Source organism: Clostridium fungisolvens (genome assembly GCF_014193895.1).
Taxonomy (GTDB): Bacteria; Bacillota; Clostridia; order Clostridiales; family Clostridiaceae; genus Clostridium_AR; species Clostridium_AR fungisolvens.
Genome location: NZ_BLZR01000001.1, coordinates 4,607,184 through 4,621,606, shown reverse-complemented (window position 1 = coordinate 4,621,606; position 14,423 = coordinate 4,607,184). Strand labels below are relative to the sequence as shown.

General features: G+C 31.0%; 7 protein-coding genes and 1 other annotated feature. Of the genes, 5 read left to right on the top strand and 2 right to left on the bottom strand.

The genetic code is table 11. The annotated features are described in order from the left end of the window. Window positions 1-16: 16 nt before the first annotated feature. On the bottom strand, window positions 17-2,878 hold the full coding sequence (locus bsdtw1_RS20495; protein ID WP_183279344.1) for a penicillin-binding transpeptidase domain-containing protein: 2,862 nt from the start codon (window positions 2,876-2,878) through the stop codon (window positions 17-19). A 299-nt stretch (window positions 2,879-3,177) separates the two neighbouring features. On the opposite strand from bsdtw1_RS20495, the gene bsdtw1_RS20490 reads away from it, so the two are divergent. The 4 genes from bsdtw1_RS20490 to metG (bsdtw1_RS20475) all read left to right on the top strand — a co-directional run bounded on the left by bsdtw1_RS20490 (window position 3,178) and on the right by metG (bsdtw1_RS20475) (window position 11,579). After that, complete coding sequence (locus bsdtw1_RS20490; protein ID WP_183279343.1) at window positions 3,178-6,396, top strand: DEAD/DEAH box helicase; 3,219 nt, start codon at window positions 3,178-3,180, stop codon at window positions 6,394-6,396. A gap of 193 nt (window positions 6,397-6,589) precedes the next feature. Continuing rightward, complete coding sequence (locus bsdtw1_RS20485; protein WP_183279342.1) at window positions 6,590-7,351, top strand: DUF1189 domain-containing protein; 762 nt, start codon at window positions 6,590-6,592, stop codon at window positions 7,349-7,351. A 59-nt stretch (window positions 7,352-7,410) separates the two neighbouring features. Next, window positions 7,411-7,655 (top strand) — a binding site (T-box leader). A 226-nt stretch (window positions 7,656-7,881) separates the two neighbouring features. Then, window positions 7,882-9,816, top strand: a complete 1,935-nt coding sequence (gene metG / locus bsdtw1_RS20480) for a methionine--tRNA ligase (protein WP_183279341.1) — start codon at window positions 7,882-7,884, stop codon at window positions 9,814-9,816. Between the two features lie 134 nt (window positions 9,817-9,950). Next, window positions 9,951-11,579 carry a methionine--tRNA ligase gene (gene metG / locus bsdtw1_RS20475; protein WP_183279340.1) on the top strand — a complete coding sequence of 543 codons (1,629 nt, stop codon included), beginning with the start codon at window positions 9,951-9,953 and terminating at the stop codon, window positions 11,577-11,579. A 364-nt stretch (window positions 11,580-11,943) separates the two neighbouring features. Here the strand turns inward: metG (bsdtw1_RS20475) and bsdtw1_RS20470 are convergent, their stop codons facing one another. Further along, entirely contained in the window at window positions 11,944-12,627 is a 684-nt protein-coding gene (locus tag bsdtw1_RS20470; RefSeq protein WP_183279339.1) for a Crp/Fnr family transcriptional regulator, read from the bottom strand. A 177-nt stretch (window positions 12,628-12,804) separates the two neighbouring features. Between bsdtw1_RS20470 and bsdtw1_RS20465 the strand changes: the two genes are divergently transcribed. Beyond that, window positions 12,805-14,328, top strand: a complete 1,524-nt coding sequence (locus tag bsdtw1_RS20465; RefSeq protein WP_183279338.1) for a DUF445 family protein — start codon at window positions 12,805-12,807, stop codon at window positions 14,326-14,328. Window positions 14,329-14,423 lie beyond the last annotated feature (95 nt).

The window sequence follows — 14,423 nt, the reverse complement described above, 5'->3', positions numbered from 1 at the left end:
GATATAGACTGTCTTTTTACTTGTTTACAGTATCTTCTTTTTTATCAGGTACTGGAGAGTTAAAGGTATAAGAGAATGTTGGTTGATAGTTTGGATAATCTTTTTGAAGTCTATCTTTAAAATATGTTTCATAAGCAGCTTTTGCTACGTCGGCACCTAGGAAACCATGTGCTCCATCGTACATAACAACTGCAACAACAATCTCTGGATCATTTATAGGTGCGCAAGATATATATACTCCATAAGCACTTCTCCCTATTTGATCTTGAATTTGTTCATTGTAGGTAGCTGTACCTGTTTTACCTCCAGTAGGGATTGGGAAATTTTTAAATACTGAGCTTGCAGTACCTAAATCATCTGTATTTGCCATTTCCATACCTTGCTTTATCAAGCTTAGGTTGGTAGGACTTATATCTATTTTATTCAGCACCTCAGGTTTAAATTCTTGAACTACTGCTCCTGTTGAGTCTGTAATCTTATCTACTAAGTGAACCTTATATCTTGTTCCACCATTGACTATTGTAGCTATATAATTTGCTACTTGAACAATAGAGAAGTTATTAACGCCCTGTCCTATGGAAGCTAAAACTAGCTGGGCAGGTGTATTAATTAGAGCATTTTCATTATAGATAAATTGCTCTATAGCAGCTCTTACATTTGCATTAGAATATTTTTTTCCAGACTCATTATATTTTTTTACTCTATCACTAAATACTTTAGAATCCTTCTGAAGCTGGTCTAATAGAGGATCTAATCCTTTTATAAATTGATTTACTCCAGTAAGACTAGAACTGTTATTATTTTTAAGATAATCAAAAATATAATCCTTAAACTTTTGTTTTGTTGCTTTTAACTCATCACTATCATCATCTTTATTTCCGATATCTAATTGTACAAAACTCCTACCCTCATAGTTTCCTGCTTCGAGAGCATTTACAAGATCAAATCTTCCATACATCAAGGTTTGATCCTTGTTATACTGATAATTATAAGTTTGACCAAAGCTTTCTCCGATTTCTATTCCGGTACTTCCTTTTGTTTTACTGTTTGGATCATTTCCCATACCAAGCTGCCAAGCATATTTTGCTAAGCTGTCCAAAGCTGTTATATTTCCACCGTTCTTTTCATATAACCTCATTCCTGTTTCATAATAGAAGAAGTTACAGGATACAGCTAGAGCTTTTTTTATATCTACAGAAGTTCCATGAACTCCGTCATCATGAAATTGCTGAGTTCCTAATAGTTTATTTGTATAAGGACCATTAGCGTCATTAACTCTTGTTCCAGAGTCTATAACCCCTTCTTGAAGTCCTGCTAATGAGGTGAGAGGTTTGAACGTAGAGCCAGGAGGGATAAGTCCCATGGTAGCATAATTATAAAATGGTTTCGGTAAAAGATCATACTTATCTTGTCTAACACCACTTTTATCCTTTGGAAATAAATCATCTACAGTCTTATTTAAATGATGTTTATTTATAAATTCCTGACCAAGTTTATCATAGTCGGGAGAGAAATACTGTTTAGATATTTCAGGAGTGAGCTCATTAGGGTCAGAAATTATATTTGCATCGTACCCTGGATAACTTGCTAAAGCTAATACTCTTCCAGTTTTAGCCTCAAGAACTATGGCAGCTCCTCTTGTAGCATTGAAGTTACTCTTTTTATTATCCTGCAAATCAACATATTGAGTAGCTACATAGTTTAATCTGTCCTTAAGAGTTTGCTCTACGGAATACTGAATGTTTTTGTTTATGGTTAAATGTACATTTTCTCCAGGGCTAGATTCATTTTTAAAAAGCTCTTCAGTTTTTCTACCCTGAGAATTTACTTTCACCGTAGTCCCTCCAGTATTTCCTTTTAGAACAGACTCGAATGCAGATTCAATCCCTGCCTTACCAATCAAGTCAGTGGATAGATCATATCCTTTTTCTTCATATCTATCCTTCTTACTGCTATCTATTGAGGATACGTATCCTATTACTCCAGAGGCTAGATTGTAGTTAGTTGCATAAGGATAGGTTCTCATTGGTTCTACAGATATATCTATTCCAGGTAAATCGCTAAGTTTTTGGTAGAATATGTAGGAACTATCCTTTTGTATATTGTATGCTATAGTAACTGGCTTAAAACCAGAGTAGCTCTGCATCTTTATAGCATCTTTAACAATCATGAATCTTCTTAAATCTTTTATAGAATACTTTTTCAATAATACATCTGCTATTTCTTTATTTGTATAGTACTGTTTATAGTTTTGCTTTTCTTTAGCAGTTGGGTTTAATATATCATACATAGTATAGAATTTTAGAAGATAATTGAAAGTATCTTCTGCATTGATTTTAAGAAGTTCCTGATTTATTTTATCTTCATCGCCATCTGTAAGTTCTTGCTTGTTTTTTAATTCTGGAATGTTTCTTTTTGCTACATCGTTAAGTCCACGGTCTCTTTTAAAGCGTATCTCTTGAGCTTTTTTAGTATCGTCTGAATTACCACTAAAATCAAAATATGGCTTACCGTTATTATCTATTTTCAGATTGAAGTTATCCTGTTGTTCGTCTTTTCTGTCATCTAACAATTTAAATACTTTTTTCATGGTGTCGTAAAAATACTTAGAGGAATCATCAGTTGTGGTGAAAGTAAGGTTATAAACTGTTTTATTATCGGCTAATATATTACCGCTTGAGTCATATATCTTTCCTCTAGGAGCCTTTTCGGGAAGAAATCTTCTAGCTTGGGTATTAGCTTTATCTGTGTAATCATCATATTTAAATACTTGAAGATATATTAATCTCGATATTATACATATGAATATGATGAGCATAATCACTATAATTGCATTAAATCTATTAAGAAATTTAATCTTTGCTTTCTTCTCTTTCATAGAATACCACCTTTCAGATTTATATTTAAAAGGAAATTTATACTATATTTAACAAGTATTATTTTTACATAAAATACGATATTTTTCTAGAGTTATTTGGTAACAATAGTATATTTTTAGAATAATATCTAGAAATATTCATTAAATAATTAGTATATTTTTTTCTTTATTCAAAGTATAATGCTGTTAAAGATATATGAAGAGCGTAAACATATGATTTTCAAACCAATATTACTTAAATTTTTGTAAAAAAAGCAAATAGTATGATATAAAACTTAGAACGGAGAATAGCTGTAATTATGGAAGAAAGATCTATATTAAGTTATGGTGACAAAAAACAATATTTGAAAGGAATACAACATTATGAAGCTGGGCTAGTTGAGGAATTTGCTATTAACATAAAATCTTCAGAAGGTAATAGAGTTAATTCATATTTTATAGAAACCTTTGTTAAGTCAAAAACTAATAAAGATAGATATAATATACGTATTTCTCTAAATGACAATGTTGGTTTCACAAGCTTCAATTGCGATTGTAATTTCTTTCATAATGATTATAGAAGAAAAGGTATATGTGAGCATATTGCTGCTGTAATGGTAAAGTACTTCAGAGAAAAGCAAAAAGACATAGCCTATGAGAAAAGTAATATTCAAGTTCAAAGAATTATTAGTGAGATGAATTTAGTATCTAGTATGAGTAGAGAAAAAGAAATGCTTAACTTACAGGTTAAGCTTGAGTTCAATAAAAGCAATTTAGTTGAAAGTTCAATGGAAATTAAAATCGGTAAGGAAAAGTACTTTTTAGTAAGAGATGTAAAGGACTTTTTAGATGCTTATGACAATAGGAAAAAGATAAGTGTTGCTAAGAATTTTGAGTTTTGTGGAGATATTCATCTATTCTCTGACAAACACAAAGCTATTATAGATGTTATTAAAGAAATCGATGAGAATGATAGGCTCACTAGAAGTTTATATAATTACTCTACACCAAATATGAGACTGATAGAAGGAAGAAGAGTATATTTGTCTTTAACTCAACTAAAAAGAGTGCTTAAGATATTAAGTGAGGAGTGTATTGATTGCACAATTAATGGACGGGAGTACAGTGATGTAAGTATTATTAAAGAAGATAATCCTATGAATTTTGTATTAAATTCTCATAAAGATACAATAAGACTAGCTTATGGTGAGAGTATACCACTAGCGTTAACCTCTAAAGGAGATATTTTATTTTTAAATAATAATATATATCTCCCTGATGAGCAAAGTATAAAGGTTCTTAAACCTATAATTGATATTTTAAAGAAAGAAGACTATATAACCTTTGGTAAGGGAGATAAGAATAATCTTATGTCTACAGTATTGCCAATGCTAAACAAACATAGTAGTACTGTAAATATAGATGAGATTTCTAAGGAAGAGTTAAGGGTATTGCCTTTGAAAGCTAAGTTTTATATAGACAGGGATAATGAAGATATATTCTTAGATGTGCACTTTTGCTATGGTGAACACGAGTTTGATTCTTTTGAACAAACAGATGATTATAAAGAGGTTATTAGAGATCGAATAAAAGAACAACAAATTCTTCAGAAGGTATATAGTTATGGTTTTCTTTCAGAAGAAAGATTGATTCTAAAAGACGAAGAAAAAATAGTTGAGTTTTTAAGATGGGGAGTAGTAACCTTGGGGGATATTGGAGAGGTGTACTATTCGGAGAGTTTTAAGAGTTTAAAGGTATATACTCCTGATAGCTATAAGGGGGCTATTAGAATAAGTGATAAAGGGCTTTTAGAAATATACTTCTCGATAGAAGGTATTGATAATAGAGAATTGTGGCATATATTTGCTTCTATAAAACAGAAAAAGAAATATTATAAACTTAAAAATGGAAACTTCATAACTCTTCAGGAAAAGGAATTAAAGGCTTTAGAAGAAATAATTAATTATGCAGAAGTGAAAAAAGATGAGCTTACTAGTGGTAGTTTCAGAGTTCCAACCTATAAGGGATATTATATAGGAGATATTATTGAAAAAAATAATTTAGGATTTATAGAAAATACTATAGATTTTGATAGACTATACTCAAAAACTAAGAATATGGATACCTCTGATTTCAATATGCCAGATAAATTTAATATTGTAATGAGAGATTATCAAAAGGATGGATTTAAGTGGTTCAATATGCTTCATTCCTTTAAATTTGGAGGAATTCTTGCTGATGAAATGGGGCTTGGAAAAACTCTTCAAACTATAGCTTTTTTGTCCTCTCTACAGATGAATGAACCTTCTTTAATAGTTGTACCTAGCTCATTAGTATATAATTGGAAGGATGAATTTGAAAAGTTTGCACCAGATATGAAGGTTGCGGTAGTTCAAGGTGACAAAAGATTTAGAGAAAATATCCTCAATGAATATAAGCAATATGAGGTTATTGTGACTTCTTATGCTCTTTTAAGACGTGATATCGAGCTTTATGAGGGTAAAGAATTTTCTGTGTGTATAATTGATGAAGCGCAGAATATAAAAAATTATAATTCTCAAAACGCAAAGAGTGTAAAGAAAATCATAGCAGCCACAAGATTTGCCCTCACAGGAACTCCAATAGAAAATAATCTAGGCGATTTATGGTCTATATTTGATTTTGTAATGCCAGCATATCTAATGAACAAGATGAATTTCTCTACTAGATATGAGGCTCCTATAATGAAGGATAGAGATACGGGGGCTTTAGAAGAGCTGAACAGAAAGATAAAACCATTTATACTAAGAAGATCAAAGAATATGGTTTTAGAGCAACTGCCACCTAAAATTGAGTATTCAATTTCTGTAGATATGATAGATAAGCAAAAGAAGATATATGCAGCTTACTCAAAGGCAGCACTAAGAGAATTTGAAAAACAAGGTATAGACGTACCAAAGATCAAGGTACTTGGAGCATTAACAAGGCTTAGGCAAATCTGTAGCGATCCTTCAGTGCTAGTTGAAGGATATAAAGGACAAAATGGGAAGCTAGAAGCATTAATGAATATAATTGAAAATGCAAAAGGAAATGGTAAAAAGGTTTTGGTGTTTTCCTCATTTACAACAGTATTAAAAAATATAGCACTTCATTTAAAGGATAATTACATAGATTACCTATATCTAGATGGTGATACAGAGATAAAAGAGAGAACTGAATTGGTTAAAGAATTTAACTATGGAGATTCTGTAGTATTTCTTATATCCCTTAAAGCAGGAGGTACAGGGCTTAATATAACTGGTGCTGAAGTTGTGGTACATTATGATCCTTGGTGGAATCCTGCAATAGAAGAGCAGGCCACAGATAGGGCTCATAGAATTGGTCAATTGAATACTGTTGAAGTAATTAAACTTATAACTAGGGGGACAATAGAAGAAAGAGTTTATGACTTGCAAAGACGAAAAAAGAAAGTTATAGAAAAGATTATTGGAGAAGATATTAATGAGTATAATGCACTTAAGGAGATGTCGTTAGAAAATCTAAAGGATCTATTTAAGTAAAGTATAGGATAATTATACCTTATTATTAATCAAGATTTTAAAACTCTCGCCTTAATTGATGAGAGTTTTAAAATTGTTTGAAATTATAATATTAAATATGGAAGTTTAAGGCATTTATTAACTTTTCTTAAGGTGAACTTAAGTTTTCTAGTCTAGAATAATAGTATAGATTTAGAAAAAAGGTGGTATAATAATGAATATTTTTAAGGGGTTTATTAAAAGTTTTTATGATTTTAAGAGTTATGCTATTTTCAGAAAACAATCTGCAGGGAAATCATTTCTTTATAGTGTAATTCTAGCTTTAGTGTTTTCTATAGTGGCATTTGCATATCCTGCTTACAAAGTAAATAATACTATGAAAGATCTTTCCATTGAATATAATGAAAAAGTTCCAGACTTCCAAATAAAAAATGGACAGCTAGAGATTCCTAACAATAAAAATGCTGAAATAGTTAGAGACAGTGGAACCTTTGTTTTAGACAATACTTCAGATATAAATCTTTTGGCAGACAAATATAAGTCAGGTATAATATTTGGCAGAGATACTGTAATAGTAAAATCAGAAGGAACAGTTGCATTAGATCAAAAGTATTCTACCTTAAACATGGACTTCAATAAAAATGATATTGGTGGGATTTTAGATTCTCATGGTGCCATATCAAGTGCTATGTTTGCAATATTAGCCTTTGGATTCATAATAGGTTTGTATTTTAGAGCATTCATAATTGCATTAATAGGAACAATATTTAAAGGTGAAACAACTTTTGGACAAAGATTTAAGTTAAGCTTATATGCCACAACTCCTTCTGTAGTTTTAAGTGCGATATTTTCTTTAGTTGGAATAAACTTTACAGGATCAACTATACTTTTATTTGCAATAGGTGTTGTGTACTTATTTTTGGGTATTAAAGGCATAAGTAAAAGCGAACTACAAGAATTAGTAGATGAATTATAAAACAAGAAAATTATTGACATTATTTTTAATGTAAACTAATATAATATATAGAAATAATTTAAAATGCATTGAAGAGAAGAGTAATGATATGGATTGTCTAAAAGAGAGCTGGGATAGGTGAAAGCCAGTGACAAAAAGTTTCATGAATATGGGCTCGGAGCAGGCTTTCTGAATTTTTTAAGAAGGTACGGTAGCAACCGTTATATTGCAAAGTGATAAAAACTTTTTAGTGGAGTCACTTATTAAGGTATCTATTGTGAGATAGATATAAAGTAGAGTGGTACAGCGTGAATTCGCCTCTGCATGGACATAAATTGTCTATGCAGAGGTTTTTTGTTTTATTCTTTAGGAAATTATAATTCAATTAGATCTGTAGATAAGTATGAGTAACAGACTTAAAATATAATATAAGTTAAAGAATAAAAAAGAAAAATATGTCACCTTCTTTAAAATTTTATTATCATAATAAAGATTTATAGAATAATAGAGGAAATACTATAACTAATAATATACATTAGGAGGAAATAAATATGTGCAAAAAACCATATTACATTACTACACCAATTTATTATCCATCTGCAAATTTACACATAGGAAACACTTATACTACAGTAGCAGCAGATGCTCTTGCTAGATTTAAGAGACTTACTGGATATGATGTGATGTTCCTTACAGGTACAGATGAGCATGGACAGAAGATTCAAAGAATAGCAGAAGAAAAAGGGGTTACACCTAAAGAATATGTAGATGAAATTGTAGCTGGAATAAAGAGTCTTTGGGAAATGATGGACATAAGTTATGACAAGTTCATCAGAACTACCGATGACTATCATATAAAAGCTGTTCAAGATATATTTAAGAAATTATATGATCAAGGAGATATCTATAAAGACTCTTATGAAGGATGGTACTGTACTCCTTGTGAATCTTTCTGGACAGAAACTCAGCTTGTTGATGGAAAGTGCCCAGATTGTGGCAGACCTGTAGAAAAAGCTAAAGAAGAAGCATATTTCTTTAAGATGAGTAAGTATGCAGATAGACTTATAAAGCATATTGAGGACCATCCAGAATTCATTCAACCTGAGTCAAGAAAGAATGAAATGTTAAATAACTTTTTAAGACCAGGGTTACAAGATCTTTGTGTTTCTAGAACAAGTTTTAACTGGGGAATACCAGTAACTTTTGATAACGAACACGTAATATATGTATGGATAGATGCTCTTTCAAACTATATAACAGCGCTAGGCTATGGCAATGAGGATACTTCTTTATATGAAAGATTTTGGCCTGCAGATGTACATTTAATTGGAAAAGATATTTTAAGATTCCACACAATTTACTGGCCAATTATGCTTATGGCTCTTGAAGTACCACTACCTAAACAAGTATTTGGTCATGGCTGGCTTCTTGTTGATGGTGGAAAAATGTCAAAATCAAAAGGAAATGTAGTTGACCCTGTAGCTCTTGTAAACAGCTTCGGAGTGGATCCAGTAAGATATTATCTTCTTAAAGAGATACCATTTGGTTCTGATGGATTATTTAATAATGAAATATTTATAAAAAAGATAAATTCGGATCTTGCAAATGATTTAGGAAATCTCCTATCAAGAACTATTACTATGATAGAGAAGTATTTTGATAGTGTAATACCTGCTCCAACTGCAAAAGAAGATATTGATAATGAATTGATAACTTTAGCTTTAGCTACTCCGGTTAAAGTTCAAGCTGCAATTGATGATCTTAAGATTCCTGAAGCTTTGGAAGCAATATGGGATTTAATAGGAAGAGCTAACAAATATATAGATGAAACAACTCCTTGGATACTTGCAAAAGATGAAAGTAAGAAAGAAAGACTAGGAACAGTTTTATATAACCTTGTAGAAAGCTTAAGATTTGCTTCTGTTATGATATCAGCATTCTTACCAACAACTAGCGGTAAGATTAATGAACAAATAAATTCAGAAGTAACTACATGGGATAGTTTATCTGCTTTTGATGGAACTAGTGCAGGAACTAAAGTTAATAAAGGAGCAGTTATATTCCCAAGAATAGATGTAGATGCTAAACTAGCTGAATTAGAAGCATTAAGACAAGAGCAGTTAAAGGCTACAGAGAAAAAAGAAATGAAGCCAATAAAAGAAGAAATAACTATTGAAGATTTTGAAAAAATAGATTTAAGAGTTGCAAAAGTAATAGGCTGTGAACCTGTAAAGGGTGCAAAAAAACTATTGAAACTAAAAGTTGATTTAGGTGGGGAAGAAAGACAAGTGGTATCAGGTATAGCTCAGTACTATAAGCCAGAAGAACTTGTAGGGAAAAGCATAGTGCTTGTAGCAAACTTAAAACCTGTAAAACTAAGAGGAGAACTTTCACAAGGTATGATTCTTGCAGCTGCTACCGATGATGATGGTAAGCTTTTTGTGGTTGATCCAGGCAATCTTGAAACAGGAAGTGTTGTTAGATAAAGTTTTTTATCTATAAATTACTAAAAACTCGTCTATAGTTAGGCGAGTTTTTAACTTAAGTTAAGTATGATAGCAATAAGTGGATTTTATGTATAATTGAAAAAGGAGTTTATTAATAAAGGGGGCTTATATTAATGAAAGTAGTTATCGGAAATTCTTGGCCTTATGCCAATGGATCATTACATTTAGGAAGACTAGCATCTGTAATTCCTGGAGATGCACTTGCAAGATATCATAGAGCAAAAGGGGACGAGGTTATATTTGTTTCTGGCAGTGACTGTCATGGAACACCTATAGCAATAAAAGCAAAAGAAGAAAAGAAAGCTCCTAGAGAGATTGCAGACTACTATCACAGAGAATTTGAACATTGCTTCAGCTCTTTAGGGATATCATATGATTTGTATGCCAAAACTGATAGTGTAAACCATCATAAGGTAGTAAAGGAATATATAAAGAAGTTATATGAAGATGGATATATATATGAAAAATTGGTGGCTCAAACTTACTGTGAAAGTTGTAATCAGTTTCTTCCAGATAGATATATTGAAGGAATATGTCCACATTGTGGAGGGGTAGCTAGAGGGGACCAGTGTGAACAATGTTCTGAAATATTAGATCCTGAGGACCTAATAGATAAAAAGTGTAAGATCTGTGGTTCGGAACCTATTGTTAAAGAAAGTAGGCATCTTTTCTTTAAGCTTTCAAAGTTTGATGATAATTTAAAACAATTATTAAGCTCAGAGCATGGATGGAGAGATAATGCTGTAAAGCTAACAGAAAGATATATAAAGGAAGGACTCAGGGATAGAGCAGTTACAAGAGATCTAGAATGGGGAATTGATGTGCCTTTAGAAGGTTTTGAAGATAAGAAGATATATGTTTGGATAGAGGCAGTGCTAGGGTATCTTTCCGCATCACTTAAATGCTGTAATGGAAACAAAGACTTACTTGATGAATACTGGAATAGTAAAGATAGTAGGGTTTATTTAATTCATGGAAAGGACAACATTCCATTTCATACTGTTATTTTCCCTTCAATACTTTTTGCTCTTGGTTTTAATGATGTGAATCTTAGAATTGTTTCTAGTGAATATTTGAATCTAGAAGGGAAAAAATTTTCAACCAGCAGAAACTGGGCAGTTTGGGTTCCTTATATAATAGAGCACTACAATCCAGATTCTATAAGGTACTTTTTGATGGTAAATGGGCCTGAAAAGAGGGATTCTGATTTTTCCTGGAGAGAATTTATTAATTCGCATAATAGTGAACTTCTAGGTGGATTCGGTAATTTTGTCAACAGAACATTAACTTTTATCCACAAAAATTATAAAGGAAGTATAGCTAATTGTGGATTAAATCCTAGAATAAAGAGAGAGATAGAAGAAACGTATAAAAAAGCTGGACTAAGCATTGAAAATGGTGAATTTAAAGACGCAATAAATACAATATTTTCTCTAGTGAAAAGGGGGAATAAGCTCTTTGATGAAGAAACTCCTTGGATAACAATTAAAGAAGACGAGGAGAAGTGCAGACAAACTTTATATAATTGTGTGCAGATTATAGTTAACCTAGCTAATTTATTAAACCCAATAATACCTTTTTCTTGTGAAAAGCTTAGAGGTTTTTTTGGTATAGGAGAAGCTAGTTGGAGCTTTCAGGAGTTAAAAGACATTAAATTAAATGATTTAGACTTATTATTCGAAAGAATTGATAAAAAGACAATTGATTATGAAGTAATGAGATTAAAGTCTGGAAGGTTATAATGTAAAAAAAGTCGTTGAAGAGACTTTTTTCAACGACTTTTTTCCTCATATGCCTTTCCGAATGTATATGAGGAAAATCTGGCATGCGAATAAGTTTTCTTTTTTTACTGTATATTATTAAAAACACTGTAGAACAATTGAAGCCTTTAGATTTAGCTAGTTCTAAAGTTTTATATTTTCTATACAGTAAAAAAATACCCTTGAAAGTCTGTGTAAGGGGAACAAACTTTCAAGGGCTTTAGCCTATTTATAAATGGTTTTAAGGGGTAAATTATTTAGCGCTTAGCTACTTTACATATATAAATATACTCCTCTAATATGTCGATTTGATGTCAAAAAAATAAAAAAATTATGAACTGATTTATTAACTTTCAGCTTCAATAGCCTCTATATCTAATATGGTTATTGATCTTCTGTCATAGTCAATAAGTCCTTCTTCTTTCATTTTAATTAATTCTCTAGACAAAGATGGTCTTTGGACGCCAAGCTTATCAGACCACTCTTTCTTAGTCATATTTAATTGAATTAAAGAACTTTCTGATTTATTGTATTTAACCATTAGAAAGTGGCAGATCATTTGGCGGAGAGACTTCATGCTTACTTGCTTAAGTTTTGAGCTTAGGGCAACTGCTTTGTTTGAAAGAATTCTAAAAAATTTCAACATGAAAATATGATCTGTTTCGCAAAGTTCATATACTTTTTCTTTAGATATATGAAGTACTTCAGAAACGTCTTTGCATATAACTGACATAGGGTATTGGTTTCTATCCCCAAATAATAGATTTTCGCCAAATACGTTTCCGTCTTCCATGGTCGAAACGATGAGGACATTGCCGTCTGAATCGAGTTTTTGTATATCAATTTTTCCAGATAATATTACACTAAGATGATTGCAAGGCTCATCCTCGATAAATATAACATCATTCGGAGTATAAGATTTCAGAGAGGTTTTGTTGTTTGATAAAATAGATTTTAGATTCTCTTCTGTAAAATGTGAGAATAACTTGCATCTTTGAAGCTTTATAATTATTGAACTTGTGTCATTCATAATATCACCAACCATATAAAATAATTGTTTATCATAAATAGATGCATTGTTTATAAGTTAAAGTTTATAAAAAGTATTATATGTAAAACTTAGTTCATCTATATATTATAGATATTATATCTAAAGAAATATACATATACAACTTCAATTCATAAGTTCTAGTAAGGGAGGATTAGTATGAAATACTTTTTTGGAGTTTTAATAGGCGCTATAATCGGATATATAACAAATTGGGTAGCTATAAAAATGCTTTTTAGACCACACTATGAGAAAAGGTTATTTGGTATTAAGTTACCTTTTACACCAGGGCTCATACCTAAAGAAAAAGCGAGGATTTCTAGAAGTGTTGGTGAAACTGTTGGAAATCATCTTCTTACTAATGACGTTATGATTAGTGCTTTAAGTAATGATAATATAAAAAATCACTTAAAGAGTATTATTGAAAAGAAGATAGGCAGTGCTAAGAGTTTAGATAAAGATTTAGATGAAGTTCTAGAAGATAAGATTGGAGACTATTATAAAAAACTAAAGATTAGATTTAAAGTTAAAGCTTCCAGTTATGCGCTTACTAAATTTAGAAATGAAGAGTTTATAGATTCAGCATCTAAATTTATTATGAATAAAATTAATATAACCTTGTTAGAAAAACCCAGTAAGCTAAAAGAATTGTCTTCGGGAAAGGGATTCTATAATAACATACTTAATGACATGCCAAAAGTAATTGATAAATCTAAAATTGCGCAATATATTAATCAAAATATTAATCAATCATTAGATCATTTGGTTAGTGAAAGTATGAAGGTAGAGGACATTGTTCCTCCAGAGGTATTCTCTTCTATAAATACATATATTTATAATGAAAGAGATGGTATTTCTAAGCAAGTATCATCTATACTTAGGGAAGATAAGGTAGAGGAAAAGGTTAAAGAAGCAATAAAAAACAATGTTTTATCTGGGATGAATCCATTAGTATCAATGTTTTTAAATGTGGATTCGGTATATGACAAATTTCTGCAAGCCATAGATAGTTATATTGAAGATGATGATAATAAGATTTTACTGGTTTCATATATAGGAACTATAATTTCTAGCTTTGGAAAAAAGCAAGTAAAAGACGTGCTTTATGGGATTCCTCAGGATTCAAGAAAAAACTTAATAGACATATTATCGGCTTCAGCAGTGGAAAGGCTAATAACCTCTGATGTGTTAGAAGGCGGATTAAAACTGATTCTAGATAAGATAGACAGCTTTGAGTCGTATCATCATATATTGATATTATTAGCTGAAAACTATGAGGACAGAATAGAAAAGTACATAAGAAGTACGATTAAAACACTTGTTATGAGTGGGGCTTTTGAAGAAAAGATAGGCCGTGCTATAGATGTGCTTATCAAAGAAATATCTAATACTTCAATAACAAAGTTGCTCAATAGTTATGATGGAAGCATTAATGATGAATTAAGTAATTTGATAGAAAATATATATGATAAATTCATTAATGATGAGGGTTCTAATATTATACATATAATTGACATACCTAAAATTGTAGAAGATCAAATCAATTCCTTCGATGTAGATTATGCTGAAAAAATAATATTGGATATAGCAAGTAAGGAACTTTCAGCTATTACATGGTTGGGAGCACTTTTAGGAGGAGTATTAGGTATACTATCTCCTGTTCTTGCAAGTATAGGAAGTTAATTTAAAATATGTATAAGTTTACAAAAATAGGGTGATAATTAGATATGAAGCAGTTTTGTATGTTCACGAATTGATCGAATAATTTGAAAACTTGG

What these genes read in the sequence shown, in the direction of transcription:
- bsdtw1_RS20495 (WP_183279344.1), bottom strand. Translation starts at nt 2,878, where the DNA reads ATGAAAGAGAAGAAAGCAAAGATTAAATTTCTTAATAGATTTAATGCA.
- bsdtw1_RS20490 (WP_183279343.1), top strand. Translation starts at nt 3,178, where the DNA reads ATGGAAGAAAGATCTATATTAAGTTATGGTGACAAAAAACAATATTTG.
- bsdtw1_RS20485 (WP_183279342.1), top strand. Translation starts at nt 6,590, where the DNA reads ATGAATATTTTTAAGGGGTTTATTAAAAGTTTTTATGATTTTAAGAGT.
- metG (WP_183279341.1), top strand. Translation starts at nt 7,882, where the DNA reads ATGTGCAAAAAACCATATTACATTACTACACCAATTTATTATCCATCT.
- metG (WP_183279340.1), top strand. Translation starts at nt 9,951, where the DNA reads ATGAAAGTAGTTATCGGAAATTCTTGGCCTTATGCCAATGGATCATTA.
- bsdtw1_RS20470 (WP_183279339.1), bottom strand. Translation starts at nt 12,627, where the DNA reads ATGAATGACACAAGTTCAATAATTATAAAGCTTCAAAGATGCAAGTTA.
- bsdtw1_RS20465 (WP_183279338.1), top strand. Translation starts at nt 12,805, where the DNA reads ATGAAATACTTTTTTGGAGTTTTAATAGGCGCTATAATCGGATATATA.